This is a genomic window from Cupriavidus campinensis, from assembly GCF_905397395.1.
Lineage (GTDB): Bacteria > Pseudomonadota > Gammaproteobacteria > Burkholderiales > Burkholderiaceae > Cupriavidus > Cupriavidus campinensis.
Window position 1 is genome coordinate 79,003 of sequence record NZ_CAJPVH010000013.1, and the last position, 23,078, is coordinate 102,080.

Sequence of the window (23,078 nt, forward strand, 5' to 3'; positions counted from 1 at the left end):
TCAATCATCGTCAGGCAGAGATTTTTATTCCTTATCAATCAATACGTTGCAAAATAAATTTCACGATGCGGCAAGCAATCTTCCATGATGAGAAATGACCGTTGTGCCGCGCACCCATGTATTTTTGCGCACCAAAACAGCTTTCCACATCATGAAATATTGGCAGCCGAGGACGACACTCGCGCTTTTGCGAGGTCTGGCGACGCCGGCGCCCCCTCCAGATGGTCGACAAATTCGCTGACCATCGTCGCCATGCGGCGGGGCTGTGCCAGCGGCAGCCAGTGGTGGGCCTCCACCTGCCGGCGCCAGAGGTCGGCCACCCATTTGCCGAGGTTCTCGGTGAGTGCGGGACGCACGTAGCGGTCCAGCGTCGGCACGATGACCTGCACCGGTGCGTGGGCGCGGCGCTCGCGCGGGGCGCGCAGCCGGGCGCGGAAGTTGGCACGGTAGAGCCGCAGGCCCTGGATGCCATCGGCGGTCTGCGTAGGATTGGGCGGCGCGAACAGCCCCTCGGTATGGCGCAGCCAGTGCGTCCAGCCGCGCCCGAGCCAGAGGCGCCAGTGCCACTCGGGCAGCTTGGGAATATGGAAGAAGACGATGTACCAGGAGGCCAGCGCCTGCCGCAGCGTGGCGCGCCGCTGCGCCCAGGTGCGCCGCCCCGGCGTGCGCAGCGCGCTGGCGGCATGGTCGAGGCACGGCCCCGAGCACGAGGTGAACGACGCGATGCGCCCGTGCAGGCGCGGGTCGGTCACGAATTCCCAGCCCTGGATCGATCCCCAGTCATGGCCAACCAGATGCACGCGCCGATCTGGCGCCACGGCGTCGATGACCGCGATGAAATCGTCGGCAAGGCGCTCCAGCCGGTAGTCGTCCACGCGCGGCGGCACGTCTGAGCCACCCGCGCCGCGCACGTCGTACGCAATCACATGGAAGCGGTCGGCCAGCGCCTGCGCCACGCCTTGCCAGACGTGGCTGTTGTCCGGGTAGCCGTGCACCAGCACCACCACCGGCCTGGCAGGATCGCCCCACGCCGTGGCGGCCAGGCGCACGGTGCCGGACTGGACGTGGAAGCGGCAGGCCGGATGCGGATAGGGATACGGCTGCGGCCCGTCTCGCTCTATCTCTCTATCTATATGAAGGGGATGGCTGGCTGGCATCGGCGGCAGGCTCCGGGGATGGCGCGATGACAGCCGGTGCTGTCATCGTCGATCCATGCTACGCCGAACGCTGCAGCGCCGCGAGCCGTGCGGCGCTGTTTGAAACGTGACAAAAGCGGGACAAATTCGCGGATCAGGCCACCACGCCGTCACGCGCCTTGCGGTAGGCCACCCAGTCGCCGCTGTCGATGCGGGCGAGCCCGGCCACGGCGGCGTCGGCCACCGGATACAGCAGGCATTCGATGGGGGCGCCGTTGCAGTCCACGATGCAGGATTCGCGCAGGAACAGCGTGGCCTGCCCCGGGTAGACTTCCTCGATTTCGTCGAGCACGGGCAGCAGCGCGTCGGGGATGTCGTAGAGATCGCCGGTGACCGGCCCGGCCGCCGCGTCCGGCACAAGGCCGGGATAGGTGCCGAAGTCATACAGCCGGCCCGCCAGCACGCCCGTGCCGATCAGCGTTGGCGCGGCAATGCCGTGGCGCGTGGCGGCGCGGTTCAGGTCGTTGACCTCGCCGGCACGCAGCGTGCCGTAGACGAAAACGCGGGGCATCGAAACGTCTCCTCAGGAAAATGGCCAGTCGCAAAGCGGCCATGGTAGAGGAAATATGGCGGATTGCGGCGGCGTGCCGCCCTACATCTGCTTGAACAGGTGGGCGTACTGCCGCGCCACCGGCAGCACTTCCTCGCGGTCGCGCAGGCGCAGCGAGAGCCGGCCCAGCGACTGGGTGATCGCGCTCGCCACGCAGTCGATATTGACCACCGTGCCGCGATGAATCTGCCAGAAGCGGTCCGGGTCCAATTGCTGCGCCAGCTCGCGCAGGCTGGTGCGGATCAGCGCCTCGCCGCTGGTGGAGACCACGTTCACGTACTTGTCGGTGGCTTCGAGGTAGACCACTTCGTCCACGGGAATGATGCGGACCTCCTGCCCCACCAGCGCCTTGATGAAGCGCAAATACTGCCCAGCGGAACGCGCGGGGGTCTGGTTTTCGAGCGACTCGAGCCGGTGCAGCAGCTGCGCGAGCTTGTCCGCATCGACCATCGCGCCCACGTCGTGGGTCTCGTGGCTGCTGTCCCGGGCCTCCATGCGCGCCTTGAGCCGGCACACCGTGGCCTCCAGCCGCTCGCGCTGCACCGGCTTCAGCACGTAGTCCACGGCGGCGCGCTCGAAGGCTTCCAGCGCGAACTGGTCATAGGCGGTGACGAAGACCACCAGCGGCGGGTCGTCGAACTCGATCAGTTCGCGCGCCACGTCCATGCCGCTCATGCCGGGCATGCGGATGTCCAGGAAGGCCACGTCGGGCCGATGTTCGCGGGCGGCATCGAGCGCCGCCACGCCGTCATGGACCACGGCGACGATATTGGCCTCGGGCCAGAGGCCGGCCAGTTCGGACGCCAGCACGCGGGCCAGCAGCACTTCGTCGTCAGCGATCAGCAGGGTCGGACTCATGGGGTCGAGGTCGAGGTCGAGGTCGGGGTCGGACTCGGGGAGGCAGAAGGGAATCAGGAGCTGGACACGGCAGGCGTGGCCATGGCCGGTGCACCGCCATGCGCGGGGGCGCGCACGGGTGCGAGCGTGGGATCGGTCCGCCGCACCAGCGGCAGCGTCACCCGCACCACCACGCCGCGCGGGGTGTTTTCTTCCATCTGCATGCTGGCCGTGGCACCGAAGATCCGCGCCAGGCGCTCGCGCACATGGGTCAGGCCCATGCCCGAGCCCTTGCTGTGGCCCTGGCAGAAGCCCACGCCGGTATCGGCGATGATGACCTGCACGCTGCCGTCGCCGGCATCCCGGGCAGACAATGTGATCTTTCCGCCATTCATACACGGCTCGATGCCATGCGTCACCGCGTTCTCCACCAGCGGCTGGATCAGCATCGGCGGAATCTCGGCCTCGGCCAGCGCCGGCGGCAAATCAATCTGGAATGCGAGCCGCGCGCCAAAGCGCATGCCCTGGATATCGAGATAGCTGCGCAGCAGCTCGAACTCCTGCTTCAGCGTGCACTGCTCCGCCCGCGTGTGTTGCAGCGACATGCGCAGGAAGCCGATCAGCCGTTGCAGTAACTGCCGCGCCGCGCGCGGATCGGTGGCGATCAAGCCATCGAGGTTGGCCAGCGAGTTGAACAGGAAATGGGGTTCGATCTGCGCCTGCAGCGCCATCAACTGGGCGCGCACGAGCTGCTTTTCGGATTCCTCGCGCTGGAGCGCGTCCAGCGCGGCCTGGCGCTCCAGGTAGGCCAGCTTCTCGCGCGACCAGTAGAAATAGATCATGCTCGCCGATGCCAGCATGCCCACCACCAGGCACATGCGCAGCATGTCGCCCGCCTCCGCCTGCGACTTGATCGGCAGCCCCAGCAGCTCGCGCGTGGCCCAGCTGCCGAGCACCACGCCCAGCGGCACGGCCACCACGGCCAGGCACATGAACGGCCAGCGGCGCGGGCGGTCGTTCCACCAGATCAGCACGCGCGGCACGTCGATAAAGATCCAGATCGACAGGCCGATCAACTGGCTATAGAGAAAGTTGTGCGCGAAGGTACCGCCCGTCTGGAAGCCGTAATTCAGGCTGACGGCGATCACCGTGTTCATGCAGAGCACGAACAGCAAGTCGCGGCCAAGGATATTCAGCCGCGATGGCAGCGCGGTGGAGAGGCAGCGCTTCATGGGCGGCCGCTCGCGGGGCCGACGCACCCATCCCCGGCATCATGGATTTGCCGCATGGTCTTCCCTCCTCGTAGATTCACGGCAGTGGCCGCGTGGCATTCTGATGATGCACTGCAGCATGCATCCGCCTGTTATCGCAATTTGCTTAAAAGGCGGTCTGCGTGAGGGCACTTTACGCCGGACGCGGCGAGGAAGGAAGCACCGTGCGACGAAACGGCGGCACACGGCGCGAAGTGTGCGCCGGGACGACCGGCTGGGACGACCGGAAGGCGGGATCGGGCAAGGATCTGCCGCGGGCAACCCCCCGCGAACGGCCGTTTGAAAGCCGTCCGCGCAGGATCAGGCGGCCAGCGCCGGGCGGTTGGCGCTCTCGGCCAGCGCCGTGGACACCGTATCGCGCGACAGATGCGGCGCGAACATATTGATGAACGCGTGCGCGTAGCCGCGCAGGTACGCGCCCCGCCGCACGGCCACGCTGGTCGTGTTCGGCTCGAACAGATGGTCGGCGGAGATCCGCACCAGGCCGGCGTCCTTGCGTGCGTCGTAGGCCATCGAGGCGATGATCCCCACGCCCAGGTCCAGTTCGGCGTAAGTCTTGATCACGTCGGCATCCATCGCCGTCAGCACGATTTCCGGCTGGAGACCGGCCTCGGCAAACGCCCCGTCGATCTTGCGGCGCCCGGTAAAGCCGGCGTCGTAGGTGATGATCGGGAAATTGGCGATGTCCTCCAGCGTCGGCTCGGGCAGCCGCGTCAGCGGATGCTCGGGCGAGACCACCAGCACGTGCTGCCAGCTGTAGGCCTCGAACGAGGTCAGCCCGGCCTCGTTGGCCACGGCCTCCGTGGCGATGCCGATGTCGGCCTGCCCCGTCAGCAGCAATTCGACGATATGGGACGGCGACGCTTCCTGCAGCGCCAACGTCACGTGGGGGTATTCACGCCGGAAGCTCTGCACCACCTTCGGCAGCGCGTAGCGTGCCTGCGTGTGCGTGGTAGCCACCGTCAGGCGGCCGGTATGGCGGCCCGCGAACTCGTCGCCGGCCTGGCGCAGGTTCTCGGCTTCGAGCAATAGCCGTTCGACGATGCGGACGATCTCGCGGCCCGGCTCGGTCAGCCCGGTGAGGCGCTTGCCGTAGCGTTCGAAGATCTCCACGCCGAGTTCTTCCTCGAGTTCGCGGATCTGGCGCGACACGCCTGGTTGTGACGTATAGAGCGCATTGGCCACTTCCGTCAGGTTGAACTGACGGCGCACCGCCTCGCGGATCGATCTCAGTTGCTGGAAGTTCATGGGGGCGCTCCTGGGTCTGCTCTGTTTGTTGGGGGCGGATCAGTTACGGGTGCCGGCCGTGAAGACGCGCAACTGGCGCGGACGCACCGCCAGCAACTCGCCCTCCCGGAACCCCGCGTGTCGGAAGCGTTCGAGCGGCAGCGCCACCTCGATCACGTCCTGGTTGTCCTCGCGCTCCAGTTCCAGCTGGGCCACCGGCCCCAGCGTCAGCGCGCGGCGCAGCGTGACGGCGATGCCATCGGTGCCCGGCGCGTAGCGCTCCACGTCCAGGTCATGCGGACGGACGTAGGCCACCGCGTCGCCGGCGGTCTCGTGGCCGCTGCCCACCACGGGCAGAATCGCCTCGCCGGTATGCAGCAGCCCGCCGGTATCGCCCACTTCCAGCCGGCCATGGAACAGGTTCACATTGCCGAGGAAGCCGAACACGAACGGCGTGGCCGGATGGTTGTAGACCGCCTCGGGCGTGCCGGACTGCTCCACGCGGCCGTGGTTCATCAGCACCACCTGGTCGGCCACTTCCAGCGCCTCTTCCTGGTCGTGCGTGACGAATACGCTGGTCACGTGCAGTTCATCGTGCAGGCGGCGCAGCCAGCGGCGCAGTTCCTTGCGCACCTTGGCGTCCAGCGCGCCGAACGGTTCGTCGAGCAGCAGCACGCGCGGCTCAACGGCCAGCGCGCGGGCCAGCGCAATGCGCTGGCGCTGCCCGCCCGAGAGTTGCGCCGGATAGCGGTCGGCCAGCCAGTCGAGCTGCACCAGTTCCAGCAGCGACTTCACCTTCTCGCGGATCTTCGCTTCCGAGGGCCGCTCGGCGCGCGGCTTCACGCGCAGGCCGAAGGCCACGTTCTCGAACACGCTCATATGCTTGAACAGCGCGTAATGCTGGAACACGAAGCCGACATTGCGCTGGCGCACGTGCTGCGCGGAGGCGTCCTGCCCGCCCAGCACCACCTGGCCAGCATCGGCGCGCTCCAGGCCGGCGATGATGCGCAGCAGCGTGGTCTTGCCGCAGCCCGAGGGGCCCAGCAGCGCGGTCAGCTCGCCTTCGTCGAAGTCGAGCGAGACGTTGTCCAGCGCGACGAAATCGCCGAAATGCTTCTGTACGTTCCTGACCTGAATGCTCATGATGGCTGCCCTTGCAGTGTCGGCGCGGGGCGGCTCGCGCCCTCGTCCTGATGTTCCTTGCCGGCGCGAATTTCCACCAGCGTCTTGATGCCCAGCGTGACCAGCGCCAGCAGCGTCAGCAGCGACGCCACCGCGAACGCGGCCGCGAAGTTGTACTCGTTGTAAAGAATTTCCACGTGCAGCGGCATGGTGTTGGTCAGGCCGCGGATATGGCCCGAGACCACCGACACCGCGCCGAACTCGCCCATCGCCCGCGCATTGCACAGGATCACGCCATACAGCAGGCCCCAGCGGATGTTCGGCAGCGTGATGTGCCGGAAGGTCTGCCAACCGGAGGCGCCCAGCACGATGGCGGCCTCCTCCTCCTCGCTGCCCTGGGCCTGCATCAGCGGAATCAGCTCGCGCGCCACGAACGGGAAGGTGACGAAGATCGTCGCCAGCACGATGCCCGGCACCGCGAACATGATCTTGATGTCGTGCGCCTCCAGCCACGGGCCGAACCAGCCCTGCGCGCCAAACATCAGCACGTAGATCAGGCCCGAGATCACCGGCGAGACCGAGAACGGCAGGTCGATCAGCGTGGTCAGCAGCTGCTTGCCCCGGAATTCGAACTTGGCGATGGCCCAGGCGGCGGCCACGCCGAACACCACGTTGAGCGGCACGGCGATGGCGGCCACCAGCAGCGTGAGCTGGATCGCCGAGACGGCGTCCGGCTCCACCAGCGCGGCGAAGTAGGTATCGACGCCCTTCTTCAGCGCCTCATAGAACACCGAGGCCAGCGGGATAAACAGGAACAGGCCGAGGAACAGCACCGCCACCGTGATCAGCGTGTACCGTACCCACGGGGCTTCGCCGGTGGCGTCGTGGCGATGCGGGGCGCCGGGGTTGGCCCCTTGCGACGCGCCGAGTCGGGAAATTGCGCCGGCCATGTCAGTTCGCCTCCGGATTGCCGTGGTGGGGACCATCAGGCAGCGCCGCAGCGCGGCGGCCCGACTGGGAACGGCGCGTCCACGCCTGCAACAGGTTGATCAACAGCAGCAGCCCGAACGAGATCACCAGCATCACCACCGCCACGGCAGTGGCGCCGGCGTAGTCGTACTGCTCCAGCTTCGAATAGATCATCAGCGGGGCAATCTCGGACACCATCGGCATGTTGCCGGAGATGAACACCACCGAGCCGTACTCGCCCGTGGCCCGGGCGAACGACAGCGCGAAGCCGGTCAGCAGCGCCGGCAGGATGGCCGGCAGGATCACGCGCCAGAAGGTCTGGAGCCGCGAGGCGCCCAGGCTGGCGGCGGCCTCCTCAAGCTCGCGCTCCACGTCTTCCAGCACCGGCTGCACCGTGCGCACGACGAAAGGCAGGCCGATAAAGGTCAGCGCCACCACCACACCAAGCGGCGTAAACGCCACCTTGATGCCGAGGGGCTCCAGGTACTTGCCGATCCAGCCATTGCCCGCGAACAGCGCCGTCAACGCAATACCGGCCACGGCGGTGGGCAGCGCGAAAGGCAGGTCCACCAGCGCGTCGATCAGGCGCTTGCCCGGAAAGCGGTAACGCACCAGCACCCACGCCACCACCAGCCCGAACACGGTATTGATGATGGCTGCCACCAGCGACGCGCCGAAGCTCAACTGATAAGACGCCACCACGCGCGGCGCGGTCACCGTGGTCCAGAACGCGTCCCACGTCATCGTGAAAGTCTTCAGGAACGTGGCCGACAGCGGGATCAGGACGATCAGCGTCAGATAGAAGATGGTGAAACCCAGGGACAGGCCGAAGCCGGGCAGCACGGTAAACCGTTGCGTGCCGGAGCGGGCCGGCCGGCGCGGCGCGTCGGTGGGCGCAGGGGCCGCCAGGGTGATCGATGGGGGCATGTCGTCTCGTCTTTATGAAGCCGGCGCATAAGGCGCCGGGGTACGAGACAAATTTTGCAGATGCGCCCTTATAAACAGAACGAATCTTTACGTATTTCTTTAATCGTTTTAGATATAAGGGACGGTCGGACTGACCTCGGCAGAGGCCTCCCAGGTGTCCGAACCGTCACCTGAAGCCAAAATCCGTCCATCGGACTCAATTCTTTGCAGCAAAGTGGCGAGTAGGGCCTGCCCTTCTGGCCACTCGCCCAGCCCGGAATCGGCATTGATATGGCCGAGGGGGCCGGCATCGACCAGCTCGCTGCCCCAGAGCGTGCCCCAGCTGAAGGCGGTGCGCTGGTGCATCCACGGATCGTTGCGGCTGGCCACGAGAATGGTCGGAAACGGCAGCCGGGAGGTCGGCAGCAGCGGCGCCACGCCGAACTTGTCCGGATCGGCCGGCGCCACCAGCAGCACGCCGGCCACGCCGGCGGGGTCCAGCACGGCCTGGCGCAGCGTGGCCAGGCATCCAAAACTGTGCGCCACAAGCACCGCCCCGCGCGGCGCCACGCGCTGGGCTCGGGAGATGCCTTCCGAGACCCGCTCCGCCCAGAGCGGCAGGCTGGGGCGCCCCCAGTCGTGCTGGTCGATTCGCTGCCAGTCCGGAAACTTCGCTTCCCAGCGGCTCTGCCAGTGGGCCGGCCCACTGCCATGGAGCCCGGGCACGGTCAGGATCTGCAAGCCGCGCGGCACCGCCAGGCGCGGCGCGGCCGTGCTATCCGACAACAAAGCGGACAACGAAGCGATCGATGCTGTCATGCGGGCTCCCTTTGCGCGGGGTTCGATGGATGATCCGATGCATGCAAGTGACGTGCCGACACCGGCTCCCCGGCCACGGCCACGCCCTGCCCCAGCGCGATGCCCGCGTCCTGCAGCCGCGCCACGGCCACGTCGTCCTGCACGCGCCGGCCGATCAGCGTCACGCCGGCGGTATCGGCGCTCGCACGCAGGCCGGCCAGCTGGCGGTCCGTCCAGGTGCGGCGCATGTCCAGCTTGAGCCAGTCCGGCAGCGCGTGCGCCATCAGCGCGCCGGCCTCGGCCGGGTCCGATGCCTGCAGGCTCACCTTGAAGCCATTGCGCCGGTAGTTGCCCACCACGTGCAGCAGCAGCGGCAGGTCGTCATTGGCGCTGGCCGGCACCTGGATCACGAAACGATCGATCGGCAGCCCCAGCGACTCCAGCGCGCGCCGGAACGCCGCGCCGTGGTCGTCCGCCACGGCGGCGAGCAGCCGGTTGTGAACATTCAAGACAAGCTGATGGGAACCATCGGCCGCGAAGTAGTTGATGGCGTGCACCAGCCGCGACAGGCGGTCCAGCGAGACCAGCGAGGCATCGTCCGCCGCCATCGCGAACAGCTTCCACGCCGCCAGCCCCACGCCGTCCTCGGCATAGGTGCGGATGGAGCCCTCGTGGGCCACCACCTCGCGCGCCGCCAGCGTCACCAGCGGCTCGAACGCGCTGGTCAGCGAGCAGTTGAAATACTGGCCCTGCACCTGCCCCCGGGCGTCGCGCCACAGCTCGCGCCCCGGCACCGGCACACGCGGCAGGGTGTCGAGATAGGTGGCCAGCGGGCTGGCCGACGAAGACAGGGCTTGCGTCGAAAGGGTCATGGCAACTCCGCCGGCAACGCCGGTGCGTGGATGGCCTGATGGATCATCATAGAAGCTCCTCCGCCAACGGGGCATGAAGATTCTGCGAGGTCGATACTTCCGTGGGGGTCTCCGCGGCCGGGTCCGCCTTCCGCATCACGCGGTCGAGCACCGCCGCCTCCAGTTCCGCGAACGCCGCCGCGCCGCGCTGGCGGGGCCGGGGCAGGTCCACGCGCTGGTCCAGCGCGATGCGGCCGTCCTCGATCAGCACCACGCGGTCGGCCAGGGCAATCGCCTCGGACACATCGTGCGTGACCAGCAGCGCCGTGAAGCCGAGCCGGCGCCACAGCGATTCGATCAGCCCCTGCATCTCGATGCGCGTGAGCGCGTCCAGCGCGCCGAGCGGCTCATCGAGCAACAGCAGGCGCGGATGGTGGACCAGCGCCCGCGCCAGTGCCACGCGCTGCCGCTGGCCGCCGGAGAGCCGCGCGGGCCATTCGCCGGCACGCTCGGCCAGCCCCACCTGGGCCAGCACGTTGGCCGCGTCGTCGCGGCGCGTGCGCGGCAGGCCCAGCGCCACGTTGTCCAGCACACGCTTCCACGGCAGCAGCCGCGCGTCCTGGAACATCACGCGGATATCCTCGCGCACCGCCCGGCCCCCACGGGCGTGGGGGGCCTCGCTCCTGTCGATGTTCACGGCGCCGCCATCGGCTGCCTCCAGCCCCGCCACCAGCCGCAGCAGCGTGCTCTTGCCGCAGCCGCTGCGTCCGACGATCGCCACGAACTCGCCTGGCTGCGCCTGGAGGTCAATGCCGTGCAGCACCTCCCGGCCGTTGTAGCGCTTGACCACCTGCTCCACGCGCAGGGACACCCCCCCGGAAGGTCGGGTATCGCGCGTATCGCGGGTATCGCGCGTCGCCGGCCGCGTCGGGGCACGGGCGGCCAGCCCCGCGTCAAGGTAGGCCAGCGCCGCCTGTTCCACCGGATGGGTATGCATCGTCGACTCCTTGTTCATGTCGTTTTCAGGTCAGGCGGACTGGTAGCCCGGATGCCAGCGCAGCCAGAAGCGCTCCAGCGCGCGCGACAGCACATCCGCCAGCTTGCCGAGCAGCGCGTAGAGCAGGATGCCCACCAGCACCACATCGGTCTGCAGGAATTCGCGCGCGTTCATCGTCATATAGCCGATACCTGACTGCGCAGAGATCGTCTCGGCAACGATCAGAATCACCCACATCAGGCCGAGCGAGAACCGCACGCCCACCAGGATGTTCGGCAGCGCGCCGGGCAGGATCACCTCGCGGTACAGCCGCCAGCCGGACAAGCCGTAGCTGCGCGCCATCTCCACCAGCCCCGGGTCCACCGCGCGGATGCCGTGATACGTGTTCAGGTACACCGGGAAGAACACGCCCAGCGCCACCAGGAACAGCTTGGCGGTCTCGTCGATGCCAAACCAGAGGATCACCAGCGGAATCAGCGCCAGCGTGGGGATGTTGCGCACCATCTGGAGCGTGCTGTCGAGCAGCGTGGCGGCGGTGCGGAAGGTGCCGGTCAGCAGCCCGAGCGCGAGGCCCAGCCCGCCGCCCACGGCCAGCCCCACCACCGCACGCCAGGTGCTGACCCAGACATGGCGCCACAGCTCGCCGGAGGCGGCCAGCGTCCACGCGGCCTCCACCACGGCCAGCGGCGCCGGCAGCACGCGGTTGGACAGCCAGCCCAGTTGCGACGCCGCCTGCCACACGCCAATCAGCAGCACCGGCACGATCCACGGGGCGATGGCCTGCGCGTTGATGGTCGGCACGGAAATGCGTTTCGATTGAGACATCTGAGACATCTTGAGACCCTCCCCCGCGCTAGCTCTGCGACGCACGCGGCACGATGCCGGTGGCCATCACTTCGCCGAACGGCCCGGACAGCACCTGCCCCGGCAGCTTCTCCCGCACGGTGCGCGGCAGCAGCGGGAACACCAGCTCGGCGAAGCGGTACGCTTCTTCGAGGTGCGGGTAGCCGGACAGCACGAAGGTGTCGATGCCCAGCGCCGCGTATTCCTCGATGCGCGCCGCCACGGTCTGCGGATCGCCCACCAGCGCCGTGCCGGCACCGCCACGCACCAGCCCCACACCGGCCCACAGGTTGGGACTAATCTCAAGCGCCTCGCGCGTGCGCTCGGCCCCGCCCGCGTGGAGCGCAGCCATGCGGCGCTGCCCTTCCGAATCCATCCTGGCGAACACGGCCTGCGCGCGCGCCACGGTCTCGTCGTCGAGCCGGCTGATCAGGTCTTCGGCGGCGGCCCAGGCGGCATCGTCGGTCTCGCGCACGATTACGTGCAGACGGATGCCGAACCTCACCGTGCGGCCATGCTTCGCCGCGCGGGCGCGCACATCGGCCAGCTTCTTTGCCACATCTGCCGGCGGCTCGCCCCAGGTCAGGTAGGTATCGACCTGCTCGCCCGCCAGCTCGTGCGCGGCCTCGGACGACCCGCCAAAGTACACCGGCGGATGCGGGCGCTGCACGGGCGGGTACAGCACCCGGGCGCCCTTCACGGTCAGGTGCTTGCCGCTGAAGTCGATCTGGCCGCTGTCATGGCTGGCGGCCAGCACGTCACGCCAGATGCGGATGAACTCCGCCGACGCCTCGTAGCGCGCCGCATGGTCGAGGAACAGGCCATCGCCCTCCAGCTCCGCCACGTCGCCACCGGTGACCAGGTTCACCAGCAGCCGCCCGCCGGAGAGCCGGTCGAACGTTGCCGCCATGCGCGCGGCCAGCGTCGGCGTCATCAGCCCGGGCCGCACCGCCACCAGGAACTTGAGCTGGCGCGTCACGGCGGACAGCGCGGACGCCGCCACCCACGGGTCTTCGCAGGAACGGCCGGTGGGAATCAGCACGCCTTCATAGCCGAGCGTATCGGCGGCGACGGCAATCTGCTTCAGATAGTCGAAGCTGACCTCGCGCGCGCCTTCGGACGTGCCCAGGTAGCGGCTGTCGCCATGGGTGGGGATGAACCAAAACAGTTGCATGTCGGGCCTCGTAATTTGTCTAGATATGGGGGGGACCAGGGGATCAGCGGGGTTCAGCGCTGGGCCTGCTGGGTCGGCGCCTTGCCGGCCGGCGGGGTCCAGGCGGCATCGGCCACCTGGATCGGCTTGGGAATCAGCTTGAGCGTGTGGAAGGCATCGGCAATGCGCTGCTGCTCGGCCAGCACGGCGGGCGTGACCGGCTTGGCGCCGTAGGAAAACCTTGAAACGGCGAGGTCGAGCACGGTGGCGTCGAGGCCGGTTTCCTTCACCAGCACCGTGCTGGCGTCCTTCGGCTGCTTCCCGGCCCATTGGCCCAGTTGCGCGAGTTCGTCGAGGATCGTGCTCACCACGTCCGGCTTGGCCTGCGCGTAGGGGCGCGAGGCCAGGTAGAACTGGTGATTGCTGACCACGTTCTTGCCATCCGCGCTGCGTCCGTCGATCAGCACGCGCGCGCCCAGTTGCTTCTCGGCGGCGGCCAGGAACGGGTCCCAGATCACCCAGGCGTCCACCGCGCCGCGCTCGAAGGCGGCCCGCGCATCGGCGGGCGGCAGGTAGACCGGCTGGATCTCGCTGTAGGCCACGCCGGCCGCCTCCAGCTGCTTCACCAGCAGGTAGTGCACGTTCGAACCCTTGTTCAGCGCCACGCGCTTGCCGCGCAGGTCCGCCACGGACTTCAGCGCGGAGCCCTTTGGCACCACGATGGCCTCGGCGGTCGGCGCGGGCGGCTCATTGCCGATGTAGGCCAGTTGCGCGCCGGCGGCCTGCGCGAAGATCGGCGGGGCCTCGCCCACGGTGCCGAAATCGACGGCGCCCACGTTGAGCCCCTCCAGCAGCTGCGGGCCGGCCGGGAACTCGGTCCACTTGACCGTAATGCCCTGCGGCGCAAGACGTTTCTCAAGCGTGCCGCGCGCCTTGAGCAGCGTCAGCGTGCCGTACTTCTGATAGCCAATGCGCAGCAGCTTCGGGTTCACGGTCTGCGACTGGGCCTGTACCGGCGCGGCCAGCAGCCCGTAGGCCAGGCCGGTGGCGAGGACCAGCGCGCCCGTCAACAGGCGGCGGCGTTTAGAGAGGGAGCGAGCAATGGGCGATGTCATGCGAGTTGTCCTGGATCTGTCTATGAGAGAAATCTGAAAGCGACGGGCCACGGGCGACAGGCCTCCCTGCCGGCTGGCGAACAGCGGCATCGGGCAAGCGGTCTTCCGGGAATGCGCGCGCGTCAGGCGCGGCGCGGGGGATTCAGGTCAGGCGGGACATCGCCGGCGGGCGATGCGGATCGGGCTGGCAGACATCGGGCGCTCCTTGGTGGGTCTTCCTGATGGATCTTCCTGATGGGCCGGGGCGGCACGCGCGATGGCACCGCCCCGTTGCGGATTTACTTCCGGCCCGGCTGGTAGACCTGGTCGAACGACCCGCCATCGGCGAAGTGCGTCTTCTGGGCCTTTTGCCAGCCGCCAAATACCTCGTCGATCGTGAACAGCTTCACCTTCGGGAAGTTGGCCGCGTACTTGGCCGCCACCTTCTCGGAAATTGGCCGGTAGTAGTTCTTGGCGGCGATTTCCTGGCCCTCGTCGGTGTAGAGGAACTGGAGGTAGGCTTCGGCCGCCTTGCGGGTGCCCTTCTTGTCCACCACCTTGTCCACCACGGCTACGGGTGGCTCGGCCAGGATCGAGACCGACGGCGCGACGATATCGAACTTGTCCGGACCCAGTTCCTTGATGGCCAGGATGGCCTCGTTCTCCCAGGCGATCAGCACGTCGCCCAGGCCGCGTTCCACGAACGTGGTGGTGGCCCCGCGCGCGCCCGAGTCGAGCACCGGCACGTTCTTGAGCAGCGCCGAGACGAAATCGCGGGCCTTGGCGTCATTGCCGCCCGGCTGGCGCAGCGCATAGCCCCACGCGGCCAGGTAGTTCCAGCGCGCACCGCCCGAGGTCTTCGGGTTCGGGGTGATCACCTGCACGCCCGGCTTGACCAGGTCGCCCCAGTCCTTGATCTGCTTGGGATTGCCCTTGCGCACCAGGAACACGATGGTCGAGGTGTACGGCGAGGCGTTGTGCGGCAGGCGCTTCTGCCAGTCCGGCTTGATCCAGCCCTTTTCGGCGATGGCGTCGATGTCGTAGCCGAGGGCGAGGGTGACCACGTCGGCGTCCAGCCCGTCGATCACGGAGCGGGCCTGCTTGCCCGAACCGCCGTGCGACTGGCGAATCGTCACGGCATCGCCACCCTGCGCCTTCCAGGCCTTGGCGAAGGCCGCGTTCACATCGACGTACAGCTCGCGCGTGGGGTCATACGATACGTTCAGCAGATTGGTGGCCGAGGCGGTCTGGGCGGCGCCGAGTGCGGAGAGTACGGCGAGGCCGATGGCCAGCTTGCGAATCATCTTGTCTTGCTCCCGTCAGGTGTCAATGGCGTGGAAACCGGCCCGGATGGCTTCCGGGCTTCTGTCAGGGTTAGAGACTACCGACGGGGTCTTCTGAACGGAACGAATGGTTTCGCCGATCCAAGCACGAAATCCGCATAAGAACGGGCAGGAATATGCACATATCCGCCCGAAAGGCGCCGGGCGGCGCCCAAAAAAGAAAGCCCGCGAAGCCGGAGAAGCATCGCGGGCCAAGTTTCCATTTCCGGAAACGGGTAGACAAGTCATGAAGAGCGCCCCCGCATCTCCATGACGGATGCCATCTTATCCAGCGCACGCCACTCCGGGATTGACCCATATCAAAGCCGGCATAGGCTGGTGTAATCCGGTACGGTTTGGGCGGGAAATCCGCAATGGCCGGCGCCGCCCCACGCGCGGACAATTGCAGGCTGTCCATCAACGCCGCCCATCGTGACGTCCCCCCTGCCCTTGCGCAGCCCCCGGCTGCATTTCGATCTCACGACCGTCCAGCTGTTCATCGCCGTGGCCGAACTCGGCGGCATCACGCGTGGCGCCGAGCGGCTGCACCTGGCCCCGGCCGCAGCCTCGCGCCGCGTCCTCGAACTGGAGGCCCAGCTGGGCGTGGCGCTGTTCGAACGCCTGCCCCACGGCATGGCGCTGACCGAAGCCGGCCGCGCCCTGCTGGCCCACGCGCGCGGCATCACCCACACCGTGCAGCGCATGCAGGACGATGCGGCCTCCTTTATCGGCGGCGATCTTGGCGTGGTGCGCATTGCTGCGCCGAAATCCGCCGTGATCCAGTTCCTGCCTTTCGATATCCAGCGCTGTGCCGCCGCCTGCCCGGGCGTGCGCATCGACCTCCAGGAGATGAACAGCCTCGAGGTGCAGCAGTCGCTGCGGCGCGGCACCGTGGATATCGGCATCTACGAAGGCAGCCTCGGCATGATCGACCTGCCGACCGCGCCCTACCGGCATGACCGGCTGGTGCTGGTGGTGGCGCGCGACCATGCGCTGGCCGGGCACGCCCAGGTGACCTCGGACGATGTGCTCGACTGCGACCTGATCGTGCTGGGCGAAGGCTCGGCCATCTCGCTCGGGCTGGAACGGCTGGCCGAGGAAGCCGGGCGGGTGCTGCGCATGCGCATGCGCGTGGGCGGCTTCGACAGCATCGCCGCGCTGGTGGCGCAGAACCTGGGCTGCGGCGTGATGCCGGAGGCCGTTGCGGGCGAGGTGGCGGGCGGCAGCCGCTTCGTGCGCCTGCCCATCGACGCCCCCTGGGCGCAGCGGCAGTTCGTGCTGTGCCATCGCCCGGCGGACGCGCTGTCCTCGGCGGCGCAGGGCGTGCTCAAGGTGCTTGCGCAAAACGCGTAACCAGAATCCCCCAAATAGCGATAGCCCGCGCCGGGCGCATTGCGGATGATGGCTCCATAACAATCAAGGATGGAGACAGGCAATGCAGCGCAGACAATTCCTACTCGGAGCCGTGGCCGGACTGGCCGTGCCGGGCCTGATGCCCAGCCTGGCGCGGGCGGCCGATGTGGCCGGCCCGGTGCGCATCGTGGTGGGCTTCGCCCCGGGCGGCGGCACCGACGTGCTGGCGCGGGTCATCGGCCAGAAGCTCGGCGCGATGTGGAACACCAGCGTACTGGTGGAGAACAAACCCGGCGCCACCGGGGCGATTGCCGCGGCTTATGTGGCGAAACAGCCACCTGACGGCACCACGCTGCTGATGGCGCACGTCAACAGCCATGCCATCGGCCCGGCGCTGCTGGACGTCAAGTACGACCCGCGCGCCGACTTCACGCCGATTTCGATGGTCGGTGTCACCCCCAACATGCTGACCTGCCGTCCCGAGCAGAAGGTGCGTACGGTGAAGGATATCGTCGCGCTGTGCCGCCAGAAGCCGGGGCAGATCTCGTTCGGCTCGTCCGGCATCGGTTCGGCCCAGCATCTGGCGCTGGAAATGTTCCGGCTGCAGGCCAAGCTCGATGTGGTGCATGTGCCCTACAAAGGCTCCGGCCCGCTCGTGGCGGACCTGATCGGCGGCCAGATCGACTACGCGTTCGACACCATGACCGCCGCCACGCCCTTCATCCAGCAGGGCAAGGTCATCGCCATCGCCCAGACCCGGCTCAAGCGCGCGGCCAGCCATCCCAATGTGCCGACGCTGGCGGAATCGGGCTTTCCCGGTTTGGACGCAGCGTCGTGGTACGGCCTGGTCGGGCCGAAGGGGATGTCCCCGGCGCTGGTGCAGCGCATGAACGACGACGTCAACCGCGTGCTGCTCATGCCCGATGTGGCCGAGCGGCTCAAGAGCTTCGGCGCCGAAGATTCCGGCGGCTCGAGCCAGCAGTTCGGCGCCTTTATCGCGTCCGAGTCCACCAAGTGGGCCAAGGTCGTGAAGGACGCCGGCGTGAAAGCCGAAAGCTGATGGCTGCGAGACGGCGCGCCCGCGCGCGCCACCCTCGCCCCCCTCTCCACGAATTCAGGATTCACCCGATGACAGATCTCAGCCAAGCTGGCGCCGCGGCGCCTGCCACCCCCCTGCCGCTGGCCGGCGTGCGTGTGCTCGACGTGAGCCAGGTCATGGCCGGCCCCTACGCCTGCATGCTGCTGGCCGACCTCGGCGCCGACGTGATCAAGATCGAACCGCCCGATGGCGGCGACCAGACCCGCGGCGCCATGGGTTTCAAGATGAAGGGGCCGGACAGCATGGGCTTCCTTAACATGAACCGGAACAAGCGCAGCGTCACGCTGGACCTCAAGACCGATTCCGGCCGCGAGGTGCTCTACCGGCTGGCGGAAACCGCCGACATCCTGGTCGAGAACTACCGGCCCGGCGTGATGAAGCGGCTTGGCATCGACTATGAGACGCTGGCCAAGATCAATCCGAAGCTGGTGTACGTGAGCATTTCGGGCTTCGGCCAGAGCGGGCCGTGGGCCAACCGGCCGGGCTTCGACCTGATGGCGCAGGCCATGTCGGGCGTGATGAGCGTGACCGGCTACCCCGGCGGCGCGCCCGTGAAGGCTGGCGTGCCGGTCGCCGATATCGGCTGTGCGCTTTTCGCCACTTACGGCATGCTGGCGGCCTATATCGGCGCCAAGCAGACGGGCAAGGGGCAGTACGTGGATGCGTCGCTGTTCGACTCCGCGCTGGCGTTCTCGGTGTGGGACACCTGCGAGTACTGGGGCACGGGGCGCGAGCCCGAGCCGCTGGGCACGGCCAACCGCATGAGCGCGCCCTACCAGGCCATGAAGGCCGCCGACGGCTACTTCGTGATGGGCGCCACCAACCAGAAGCTGTGGCAGTTGCTGTGCCAGACGCTGGACCGGCATGACCTGCTCAAGGACGAGCGCTTCGCCAGCGTGTCGCTGCGGCTGGCCAACCGGCCGGCGCTGATCGCCGAGCTGGAGCAGAGCTTCGCCAAGGCGAGTTGCGATGAATGGATCGAGCGGCTGCTCGCCGTGGGCATCCCGGCCGGGCCGATCCTGACCTACCCGCAAGCGTTCGACAGCGAGCACGGCAAGCATCGCCAGATGCGCATCGAGATCGACCATCCGATCGAGGGCAAGGTGCCCAATATCGGCTTCGCGGTGAAGATGGGCGGCACGCCCCAGCAGGTGCGGCGCCCGCCGCCGCTGCTGGGCCAGCACACCGCGGAAATCCTGGCCGAGCTGGGCCTCTCGCAGGACAAACAAGAGTCGCTGGCGACGGCCGGCGCGTTCGGATCATGAGCGCCCCGCTGCCCTCCCCGGAGGGGCAGGTCACGCTGACGGTGGCGGGCGGCATCGCCACGCTCACCTTCGACCGCCCCGCCGCGCGCAACGCGATGACCTGGGCGATGTACGAGCAGTTGGCCGGGCACTGCCGCACGCTGGCCGCGCAAGGCACGGCCGGCGCCCGCGTGGTGGTGCTGCGCGGCGCCGGCGGCGAGGCCTTCGTGGCCGGCACCGACATCGCCCAGTTCCAGCAGTTTTCCAGTGGCGACGATGGCGTGGATTACGAGTCACGCATCGACGAAGGCATCCGGCTGGTCGAGCAGCTGCCGATGCCTACCGTGGCGGTGATCGAAGGCTGGGCGGTCGGCGGCGGGCTCGCCATCGCCACGGCCTGCGACTTCCGCCTCGCCACGCCCAAGGCCCGCTTCGGCGTGCCGATCGCCCGCACGCTTGGCAACACGCTGTCGGCGCTGAACCTCACCCGGCTGCGCGCCGCCTGGGGCCTGCAACCGGTGCGCCGCATGCTGTTGCTGGCCCAGATCCTCGACGCGGACGCCGCCCTGGCCTGCGGATTCCTCGAAGGCGTGCACACGCCTGAAGCGCTGGAGGCCGAAGTGGCCGCCCTGTGCGACCGCCTCGGCGCCCTTGCCCCCGTCACCCAGACCGTGGTCAAGGAAGCCCTGCGCCGCCAGACCGTGGCCGCCGTGGCGAACACCGACGACCTGGTCCGGCAATGCTATGGGAGCGAGGATTTCCGGGAAGGGGTGGATGCGTTCGTGGCCAAGCGGTCGCCGGTGTGGCGGGGAAGCTGACTCCAGGCGGGGAGACTTGCGGACAAGACCATATTTGGTCTATATTTGGACCCCATCCACCATGGACCGAGGGAGCCAAGCCGTGAAATTCTCCACCCAGGTCAAACCCATCAGTTACCTCAAGAGCCACGCCGCCGAGATCGTCAAGGACATCTCGGCGTCGCGCGAGCCGATGCTGATCACCCAAAACGGCGAGGCCAAGCTCGTGGTCATGGATGTGCGCACGTTCGAGGAACAGGAAGAAACCCTCGCCCTGCTGAAGCTGCTGGCGATGGGCGCCCGCGACATCGAGCGCGGGCGTTTTCGTGATGTGGAGGACGTCTTCGCCGACCTAGATAAGGACGACGACGCGTGAGGGCCGTCTTCCTTGCAGCGGCAGAAGAGGATTTGCACGAACTGCGCCGCTACATCGTCCGGCGCTTCGGCAAGGCAAGTTGGCAGGAAACCTTTCAGGGCATCAAGGACTCCGTTCGCTCGATCCAGACCTTTCCTGAAGGCGGCGCCATCCCTGAGGAACTGGCGGACCTCGGCCTCCGGCAGTACCGACAGGTCATCTCGGGCATGAACCGGATCCTCTACGAGGTCAGGGCTGACGTCCTGTACATCCACATCGTCTGCGACACGCGCCGCGACATGCGCACCCTCCTTTCCCGCAGGCTCCTGCGAGCAACTCCAGAAGGCAACTAGATGCGAAAAACGGCCCGGAGGGTATCCCCCTCCGGGCCGTTTTCTTGTACCGGCAGATTAGCCAGCCGCTCAGTCCACCATCTTCCCAAACGTGAACGCGCCGTCTTCGTAGTTCACCGGCACCACGTCCTTGGCGGCGAACTTGCCTTCGAGGATGGCGCGGGCCACCGGGTTCTCGATCTGCTGCTGGATCGCGCGCTTCAGCGGCCGGGCGCCGAACACCGGGTCGTAGCCTGCGCTGGCAATCTTCTCCAGCGCCGCCTCGGTCACGTCCAGCGTCATGTCCATGCGTGCCAGACGCGCCTGCAGCCGTTGCAGCTGGATGCGGGCGATGGACTCGATGTGCTGCTGGTCCAGCGAGTGGAACACCACCACCTCGTCGATCCGGTTCAGGAACTCGGGGCGGAAATGCGTGCGCACCTCCTGCCAGACCGCGCCCTTCACCACATCCTGCGGCTCGCCGGACATCGACTGGATCAGGTGCGAGCCCAGGTTGCTGGTCATCACGATCACCGTGTTCTTGAAATCGACCGTGCGGCCCTGGCCGTCGGTCAGGCGACCATCGTCCAGCACCTGCAGCAGCACGTTGAACACGTCCGGGTGCGCCTTCTCCACTTCATCGAGCAGGATCACGGCGTACGGCTTGCGCCGCACCGCCTCGGTCAGGTAGCCGCCCTCCTCGTAGCCCACGTAGCCCGGGGGCGCGCCGATCAGCCGGCTCACGCTGTGCTTCTCCATGAACTCGCTCATGTCGATGCGGATCAGGTGATCCTCCGAGTCGAACAGGAACTCGGCCAGCGCCTTGCACAGCTCGGTCTTGCCCACGCCGGTCGGCCCCAGGAACAGGAACGAGCCATAGGGCTTGTTCTCGTCCGCCAGGCCGGCGCGCGAGCGGCGGATGGCGTCGGACACCAGCCGCACGGCCTCGTCCTGGCCCACTACGCGGGCGTGGAGCCGGTCTTCCATCTTCAGCAGCTTGTCGCGCTCGCCCTGCATCATCTTGGCGACCGGAATTCCGGTGGCGCGGCTGACCACCTCGGCGATTTCCTCGGCGCCCACCTGCGTGCGCAGCAGCTTGTTCGGCTGCTTCTGCTCGCTGGCCTCGGCCTTGGTCGCTGCCTGCAGCTTGCCTTCCAGTTCCGGCAGCTTGCCGTACTGGAGCTCCGCCACCTTGTCCAGCTTGCCTTCGCGCTGCAGCCGGGTGATTTCGAGCTTGATCTTCTCGATCTCTTCCTTCAGCGCGGCCGCGCCCTGGGCGGCGCCCTTCTCGGCGCGCCAGATCTCGTCCAGGTCGGCATATTCCTTCCCAAGCCGCTCGATTTCCTGTTCGATCAGCTCCAGCCGCTTGCGCGACGCCTCGTCGCTCTCCTTCTTCACGGCTTCACGCTCGATCTTGAGCTGGATCGTGCGGCGCTCGAGCTTGTCCATCGCCTCCGGCTTGGAGTCGATTTCCATCTTGATGCGCGCGCCGGCCTCGTCGATCAGGTCGATGGCCTTGTCCGGCAGGAAGCGGTCCGTGATGTAGCGGTGCGAGAGTTCCGCCGCCGCGACGATGGCCGGGTCGGTGATCTCCACGCCGTGGTGCAGTTCGTACTTTTCCTGCAGGCCGCGCAGGATGGCGATGGTCGCCTCCACGCTCGGCTCTTCCACCAGCACCTTCTGGAAGCGGCGCTCCAGTGCGGCGTCCTTCTCGATGTACTTGCGGTACTCATTGAGCGTGGTCGCGCCGATGCAGTGCAGCTCGCCGCGCGCCAGCGCCGGCTTGAGCATGTTGCCGGCATCGATGGCGCCCTCGGCCTTGCCCGCGCCGACCATGGTGTGGATTTCGTCGATGAAGACGATGGTCTGGCCTTCGTCCTTGGCCACGTCGTTCAGCACGGCCTTGAGCCGTTCCTCGAACTCGCCGCGATACTTGGCGCCGGCCAGCAGACCGGCCATGTCGAGCACCAGCACGCGCTTGTTCTTGAGCGTCTCGGGCACCTCGCCGTTGACGATGCGCTGGGCCAGCCCTTCGACGATGGCGGTCTTGCCCACGCCCGGCTCGCCGATCAGCACCGGATTGTTCTTGGTACGGCGCTGCAGGATCTGGATGGAGCGGCGGATTTCGTCGTCACGGCCGATCACCGGGTCGAGCTTGCCCGCACGGGCGCGCTCGGTCAGGTCGACGGTATATTTCTTGAGCGCCTCGCGCTGCGATTCGGCATCGGCACTCTGCACCGTGTCGCCGCCCCGCACGGCCTGGATGGCTGCCTCGAGCGACTTGCGCGACAGCCCATGCTCGCGCGCAATCCGGCCGCCCTCGCCCTTGTCGTCAGCCACGGCGAGCAGGAACAGCTCGCTGGCAATGAACTGGTCATTGCGCTTGATGGCTTCCTTCTCGGTGGCGTTGAGCAGGTTGTTGAGGTCGCGGCCCACCTGGACCTCGTTGGTGCCCTGCACCTGCGGCAGCCGCTTGATGGCGGCGTCCAGCGCGGTCTGCAGGCCGCTGACGTTCACGCCGGCGCGCGCCAGCAGCGTGCGCGCGGCGCCATCGTTCTGCGCCAGCAGCGCGCGCAGCAGGTGCACCGGTTCGATGTACTGGTTGTCATGCCCCAGCGCCAGGCTCTGCGCATCAGCAAGCGCCTCCTGGAACCGGGTGGTGAATTTATCGAGTCGCATTCGGATCCCTCTCTCTCTAGGAAAGTGTGCCCTGTTGCGCGGGGTGGCCCGGCCCGGACACGTTACTTCGGAAAGATAGGGCT

22 protein-coding genes are annotated in these 23,078 nt (G+C 67.6%); 6 read left to right on the forward strand and 16 right to left on the reverse strand.

All coding sequences use genetic code 11. From position 1 onward, the window contains the following. Positions 1 to 149: 149 nt before the first annotated feature. The 15 genes from KHO18_RS10565 to KHO18_RS10635 form a co-directional block, all read right to left on the reverse strand. The gene (locus tag KHO18_RS10565; protein ID WP_211943142.1) at positions 150 to 1,157 is read right to left on the reverse strand and encodes an alpha/beta fold hydrolase; all 1,008 of its coding nucleotides are present in this window, start codon (positions 1,155 to 1,157) and stop codon (positions 150 to 152) included. 133 nt (positions 1,158 to 1,290) lie between these two features. Next, positions 1,291 to 1,707, reverse strand: coding sequence for a gamma-glutamylcyclotransferase family protein (locus KHO18_RS10570; protein WP_144200628.1), 417 nt, complete (start codon positions 1,705 to 1,707; stop codon positions 1,291 to 1,293). An 81-nt stretch (positions 1,708 to 1,788) separates the two neighbouring features. Beyond that, positions 1,789 to 2,604: a LytR/AlgR family response regulator transcription factor gene (locus KHO18_RS10575; RefSeq protein WP_144200630.1), complete on the reverse strand. Its 816-nt coding sequence runs from the start codon at positions 2,602 to 2,604 to the stop codon at positions 1,789 to 1,791. 53 nt (positions 2,605 to 2,657) lie between these two features. After that, on the reverse strand, positions 2,658 to 3,815 hold the full coding sequence (locus KHO18_RS10580; RefSeq protein ID WP_144200632.1) for a sensor histidine kinase: 1,158 nt from the start codon (positions 3,813 to 3,815) through the stop codon (positions 2,658 to 2,660). A gap of 339 nt (positions 3,816 to 4,154) precedes the next feature. Then, a complete protein-coding gene (locus KHO18_RS10585; protein WP_144200634.1) occupies positions 4,155 to 5,102 on the reverse strand; it encodes a CysB family HTH-type transcriptional regulator in 948 nt (315 codons plus the stop codon). Positions 5,103 to 5,141: 39 nt separating this feature from the next. After that, on the reverse strand, positions 5,142 to 6,224 hold the full coding sequence (locus tag KHO18_RS10590) for a sulfate/molybdate ABC transporter ATP-binding protein (protein WP_144200637.1): 1,083 nt from the start codon (positions 6,222 to 6,224) through the stop codon (positions 5,142 to 5,144). Continuing rightward, positions 6,221 to 7,153 (reverse strand): sulfate ABC transporter permease subunit CysW, encoded by a 933-nt coding sequence (gene cysW, locus KHO18_RS10595; RefSeq protein ID WP_211943143.1) that lies wholly within the window; start codon positions 7,151 to 7,153, stop codon positions 6,221 to 6,223. The genes KHO18_RS10590 and cysW overlap by 4 nt, the downstream gene beginning before the upstream one ends. Before the next feature lies 1 nt (position 7,154). Continuing rightward, a complete protein-coding gene (gene cysT, locus KHO18_RS10600) occupies positions 7,155 to 8,099 on the reverse strand; it encodes a sulfate ABC transporter permease subunit CysT (protein WP_144200649.1) in 945 nt (314 codons plus the stop codon). 108 nt (positions 8,100 to 8,207) lie between these two features. After that, the gene (locus tag KHO18_RS10605) at positions 8,208 to 8,897 is read right to left on the reverse strand and encodes an RBBP9/YdeN family alpha/beta hydrolase (RefSeq protein WP_144200651.1); all 690 of its coding nucleotides are present in this window, start codon (positions 8,895 to 8,897) and stop codon (positions 8,208 to 8,210) included. Further along, positions 8,894 to 9,748 (reverse strand): EAL domain-containing protein, encoded by an 855-nt coding sequence (locus KHO18_RS10610; protein ID WP_144200653.1) that lies wholly within the window; start codon positions 9,746 to 9,748, stop codon positions 8,894 to 8,896. Before KHO18_RS10610 ends, KHO18_RS10605 begins: the two co-directional genes overlap by 4 nt. A gap of 46 nt (positions 9,749 to 9,794) precedes the next feature. Continuing rightward, on the reverse strand, positions 9,795 to 10,724 hold the full coding sequence (locus tag KHO18_RS10615; RefSeq protein ID WP_211943156.1) for an ATP-binding cassette domain-containing protein: 930 nt from the start codon (positions 10,722 to 10,724) through the stop codon (positions 9,795 to 9,797). Positions 10,725 to 10,754: 30 nt separating this feature from the next. Then, positions 10,755 to 11,549 (reverse strand): aliphatic sulfonate ABC transporter permease SsuC, encoded by a 795-nt coding sequence (ssuC, locus tag KHO18_RS10620; protein WP_144200655.1) that lies wholly within the window; start codon positions 11,547 to 11,549, stop codon positions 10,755 to 10,757. Positions 11,550 to 11,577: 28 nt separating this feature from the next. Beyond that, positions 11,578 to 12,741 carry an FMNH2-dependent alkanesulfonate monooxygenase gene (ssuD, locus tag KHO18_RS10625; protein WP_211943144.1) on the reverse strand — a complete coding sequence of 388 codons (1,164 nt, stop codon included), beginning with the start codon at positions 12,739 to 12,741 and terminating at the stop codon, positions 11,578 to 11,580. A gap of 53 nt (positions 12,742 to 12,794) precedes the next feature. Then, entirely contained in the window at positions 12,795 to 13,835 is a 1,041-nt protein-coding gene (locus KHO18_RS10630; RefSeq protein WP_144200659.1) for a sulfonate ABC transporter substrate-binding protein, read from the reverse strand. 278 nt (positions 13,836 to 14,113) lie between these two features. Then, the gene (locus KHO18_RS10635) at positions 14,114 to 15,118 is read right to left on the reverse strand and encodes a sulfate ABC transporter substrate-binding protein (RefSeq protein WP_144200661.1); all 1,005 of its coding nucleotides are present in this window, start codon (positions 15,116 to 15,118) and stop codon (positions 14,114 to 14,116) included. Between the two features lie 450 nt (positions 15,119 to 15,568). On the opposite strand from KHO18_RS10635, the gene KHO18_RS10640 reads away from it, so the two are divergent. The 6 genes from KHO18_RS10640 to KHO18_RS10665 all read left to right on the forward strand — a co-directional run bounded on the left by KHO18_RS10640 (position 15,569) and on the right by KHO18_RS10665 (position 20,337). Beyond that, positions 15,569 to 16,489 carry a LysR family transcriptional regulator gene (locus KHO18_RS10640; protein ID WP_211943145.1) on the forward strand — a complete coding sequence of 307 codons (921 nt, stop codon included), beginning with the start codon at positions 15,569 to 15,571 and terminating at the stop codon, positions 16,487 to 16,489. An 82-nt stretch (positions 16,490 to 16,571) separates the two neighbouring features. Beyond that, entirely contained in the window at positions 16,572 to 17,549 is a 978-nt protein-coding gene (locus KHO18_RS10645; RefSeq protein ID WP_211943146.1) for a Bug family tripartite tricarboxylate transporter substrate binding protein, read from the forward strand. Between the two features lie 68 nt (positions 17,550 to 17,617). Further along, positions 17,618 to 18,853 (forward strand): CaiB/BaiF CoA transferase family protein, encoded by a 1,236-nt coding sequence (locus tag KHO18_RS10650; protein WP_144200667.1) that lies wholly within the window; start codon positions 17,618 to 17,620, stop codon positions 18,851 to 18,853. Further along, a complete protein-coding gene (locus tag KHO18_RS10655; protein ID WP_211943147.1) occupies positions 18,850 to 19,650 on the forward strand; it encodes an enoyl-CoA hydratase/isomerase family protein in 801 nt (266 codons plus the stop codon). The genes KHO18_RS10650 and KHO18_RS10655 overlap by 4 nt, the downstream gene beginning before the upstream one ends. Positions 19,651 to 19,732: 82 nt before the next feature. After that, positions 19,733 to 20,005 (forward strand): type II toxin-antitoxin system Phd/YefM family antitoxin, encoded by a 273-nt coding sequence (locus KHO18_RS10660; RefSeq protein WP_092289416.1) that lies wholly within the window; start codon positions 19,733 to 19,735, stop codon positions 20,003 to 20,005. Further along, positions 20,002 to 20,337, forward strand: coding sequence for a type II toxin-antitoxin system RelE/ParE family toxin (locus tag KHO18_RS10665; protein WP_211943148.1), 336 nt, complete (start codon positions 20,002 to 20,004; stop codon positions 20,335 to 20,337). The genes KHO18_RS10660 and KHO18_RS10665 overlap by 4 nt, the downstream gene beginning before the upstream one ends. A 69-nt stretch (positions 20,338 to 20,406) precedes the next feature. Here KHO18_RS10665 and clpB read toward each other — a convergent pair whose 3' ends face one another. After that, positions 20,407 to 22,995: an ATP-dependent chaperone ClpB gene (clpB, locus tag KHO18_RS10670; RefSeq protein WP_211943149.1), complete on the reverse strand. Its 2,589-nt coding sequence runs from the start codon at positions 22,993 to 22,995 to the stop codon at positions 20,407 to 20,409. Between the last annotated feature and the right edge of the window lie 83 nt (positions 22,996 to 23,078).